3 protein-coding genes and 1 pseudogene are annotated in these 3395 nt (G+C 72.5%); all 4 read right to left on the reverse strand.

The window, feature by feature from the left end:
• Positions 1 to 691: PfkB family carbohydrate kinase (locus H5J29_RS26010; protein ID WP_181783651.1), on the reverse strand; the 691-nt coding region annotated here is incomplete at its 3' end.
• Positions 688 to 1743 (reverse strand): NAD(P)-dependent alcohol dehydrogenase, encoded by a 1056-nt coding sequence (locus H5J29_RS26015; RefSeq protein ID WP_181783652.1) that lies wholly within the window; start codon positions 1741 to 1743, stop codon positions 688 to 690. The genes H5J29_RS26010 and H5J29_RS26015, both read right to left, overlap by 4 nt.
• Before the next feature lie 36 nt (positions 1744 to 1779).
• Entirely contained in the window at positions 1780 to 2841 is a 1062-nt protein-coding gene (locus H5J29_RS26020; protein ID WP_181783653.1) for a 2-oxoacid:ferredoxin oxidoreductase subunit beta, read from the reverse strand.
• Positions 2838 to 3395, reverse strand: a pseudogene (locus H5J29_RS26025) (hypothetical protein); the annotation flags it as partial. The gene H5J29_RS26020 and the pseudogene H5J29_RS26025, both read right to left, overlap by 4 nt.

Below are 3395 nucleotides of genomic sequence, written 5' to 3' on the forward strand. Positions count from 1 at the left end.
GTCCCGCGAGTACCGCACCCGCCGCGCCCGCCGTCACGACCACGACACAGCCCAGGCGTTCGTGCAGCGCCTCCGCCGCGGACCGGGGACCGCTCGTCGGGCGCCCGAGCAGGTCCCGCGCCTCGTGCTCGTTGAGGACGAGGGGATCGGCCGTCGCGAGCACGGCGTCGGGGACGTCGAGGACCGGTGCGAGGTTGCAGACCGCACGGGTGCCGAGCCGGGCCGCTGCGCGCAGCGTCGCGGCGACGGTCTCGGGAGGCAGCTCCCCCTGGCAGACGACGACGGTCGCGGACTCGATCTCGTCCTCCCACCGCAGGACGTCGTCCGGCGACATGGCGGCGTTCGCGCCGGGCAGCACCACGATCGCGTTCTCGCCGCTGCGGTCCACGCTCACCAGGGCGCTGCCGGTGTCCCTGCCGGACACCGACTCGACCAGGGCGGTGTCGACCCCGGCCGCGCGCAACCCGGCCAGCACCCTGCCCGCCGCGGCGTCGTCGCCGACCCGGCCTGCGAACCTCGTCCGGGCTCCGGCCGTCGCCGCCGCGATGGCCTGGTTGGCACCCTTGCCGCCGACGTCGTGGCGGTGCCCGGTCGCGGAGACGGTGCTGCCCGGTCGCGGGAGGTCGACGACGTCCACGATCAGGTCGGTGTTGACCGAGCCGATCACGAGGACCACCGGCTCGGCGCTCACCCGGCCTCGCCGAGCCCGGCCACGTCGATGACGAAGCGGTAGCGCACGTCCCCGGTGACGACGCGGTCGTACGCACCGTCGACCTCGTCCACGGAGACGGTCTCGATCTCCGCGCCGAGCCCTCGCTCCGCGCAGAAGTCCAGCATCTGCTGGGTCTCGCGGATGCCGCCGATCTTGGAGCCCGCCAGGGTGCGCCGTCCGCCTGCGAGCGAGTACGGGCGGTAGGACGCCGGACCGGGCGGGAGCCCGACGTTGACCAGCGTCCCGCCGACCCGCAGCAGGGCGAGGTGGGCGTCCAGGTCCTGGGTCGCCGACACCGTGCTCAGCACCAGGTCGAACGCGCTCCGCAGGCGGGGCAGGGTCTCCGGGTCCGCGGTCGCGGCGTATCGGACGGCGCCCAGCCGGAGACCGTCGGCCTCCTTGGCCAGGGTCTGGCTCAGCACCGTGACCTCGGCGCCGAGGGCCGCGGCGATCTGCACCGCCAGGTGGCCCAGGCCGCCCATGCCGACCACGGCGACCCGGCTGCCCGGCCCCACTCCCCACCGGACGAGCGGGGAGTAGACCGTGATGCCCGCGCACAGCAGGGGCGCGGCGACGTCGAGGCCGAGCCCGTCCGGGATGCGCAGCACGTAGTCCTCGTCGACCACGATGCCGCGGCTGTAGCCGCCGTAGGTCGGCTCGCCCGTGTGGTCCCGCGCCGCGTAGGTCCCGACCTCGCCGCGCGCGCAGTACTGCTCCTCGCCCGCCCGGCAGCTCTCGCACTCGCGGCAGGAGTCCACGAAGCAGCCGACGCCGACCCGGTCCCCGACCGCGAACCGGGTCACTCCGCCGCCGACGGCGGTGACGGTGCCTGCGATCTCGTGGCCCGGGACCATCGGGAAGATGCCCTCATACCACTCGCCGCGGGCCTGGTGGATGTCCGAGTGGCAGATGCCGCAGTAGGCGATCTCGACGACGACGTCGTGGGGGCGGGGATCGCGGCGGGTGATCGTGGTGCGCTCGAAGGGCTTGCCCGCGCCGGGGACGGCGAGGGCGGTGACGGTGCTGGGCACTGGGTCTCCGTGGGTCGTGCGGGGTGGTGGGCCGGGTCAGCCGGCGATGGTCCAGGTGTCGCGGCCGTTGAGCAGGGTCTGTAGGTCGGCGTCGGGGGTCTTGTCCTTGGCTGCGTGGACCTGGGCGCGGGCGGCGTCGTCGTAGGTGGTGCGGTCGACGTTGCGGAAGATGCCCGTGACGGTGTGGGTGAGGTCCTGGTCGGACAGCCGGGAGAGGGCGAAGGCGAGTTCGTGGTTGGCGGCGTCGTGCACCACGATCTTCGACTCGTCCACGCTCGCGGCGGGGACGACGGTGAGCCGTAGCCCGTCCTGGACGACGGCCTGGCGGTCGTCGGCGGGCCCGAAGACGATGGGTTCGCCGTGGCGGATGGGGACCAGGCGCTGGTCCTTGGTCTCCGGCTTGCGCAGCAGGTCGAAGGAGCCGTCGTTGAAGATGGGGCAGTCCTGGAAGATCTCGACCAGGGCGGTGCCGCGGTGGGCGGCGGCGGCGCCGAGGACCTCGGTGAGGCCCTTGCGGTCGCTGTCGAGGGCGCGTCCGACGAAGGTGGCTTCGGCGCCCAGGGCGAGGGAGATGGGGTTGAAGGGGTGGTCGACCGAGCCCATGGGGGTGGACTTGGTGACCTTCCCGACCTCGCTGGTGGGGGAGTACTGGCCCTTGGTGAGGCCGTAGATCCGGTTGTTGAACAGCAGGATCTTGAGGTTGACGTTGCGGCGCAGGGCGTGGATGAGGTGGTTGCCGCCGATGGACAGCGCGTCCCCGTCCCCGGTGACGACCCACACCGACAGGTCGGGCCGCGACGTGGCGAGCCCGGTGGCGATGGTGGGGGCGCGGCCGTGGATGGAGTGCATCCCGTAGGTGTTGAGGTAGTAGGGGAAGCGGGAGCTGCAGCCGATGCCGGAGATGAACACGGTGTTCTCGCGGCGGATGCCCAGGGTGGGCAGGAACTGGCGGACCGCGGCGAGCACGGCGTAGTCGCCGCAGCCGGGGCACCAGCGGACCTCCTGGTCGGAGGTGTAGTCCTTGGCGGTCTGCTTCGCGTCCGTGGTGGGGACGAGGTCGAGCCCCCCGATGGACGGGAGACCGAGATCGGTGCTCATGCCTGTGCTCCTGACCTGGTGGTTCCGTTGCTGGAGCCGTTGCTCGTGGCATCCGAGCCCGCGGGCACCCCGGCGCTGGTGTTCGGGTGGGCTCCGGTGAGGTAGTCCAGGAACACGTCCTGGAGCTCTTCGGCCTTGAACGGCAGCCCGGAGACCTTGGTGTAGGACTTGGCGTCGACGAGGTAGCGGCCGCGTAGCAGCAGGGCGAGCTGGCCGAGGTTCATCTCGGGCACCAGCACCGTCCGGTAGCCGCGCAGCACCTCGCCGAGGTTGGCGGGCATCGGGTTGAGGTTGCGGATGTGGGCGGTGGCCACGTTGTGGCCCAGCCCGCGGACCCGCCGCGCCCCGGCCACGATCGGCCCGTAGGTCGAGCCCCAGCCGATGACCAGCAGCTCGGCCTCACCGGAGGGGTCGTCCACGGTGATGTCCGGGACGTCGATGCCGTCGATCTTCGCCGCGCGCAGCCGCATCATCCGGTCGTGGTTGTCCGGGTCGTAGGAGATCGACCCGCGCCCGTCGGCCTTCTCCAACCCACCGATGCGATGCTCCAGGCC

The sequence above is a fragment of the Pseudonocardia pini genome (genome assembly GCF_013870575.1).
Classification (GTDB): Bacteria; Actinomycetota; Actinomycetes; order Mycobacteriales; family Pseudonocardiaceae; genus Pseudonocardia; species Pseudonocardia pini.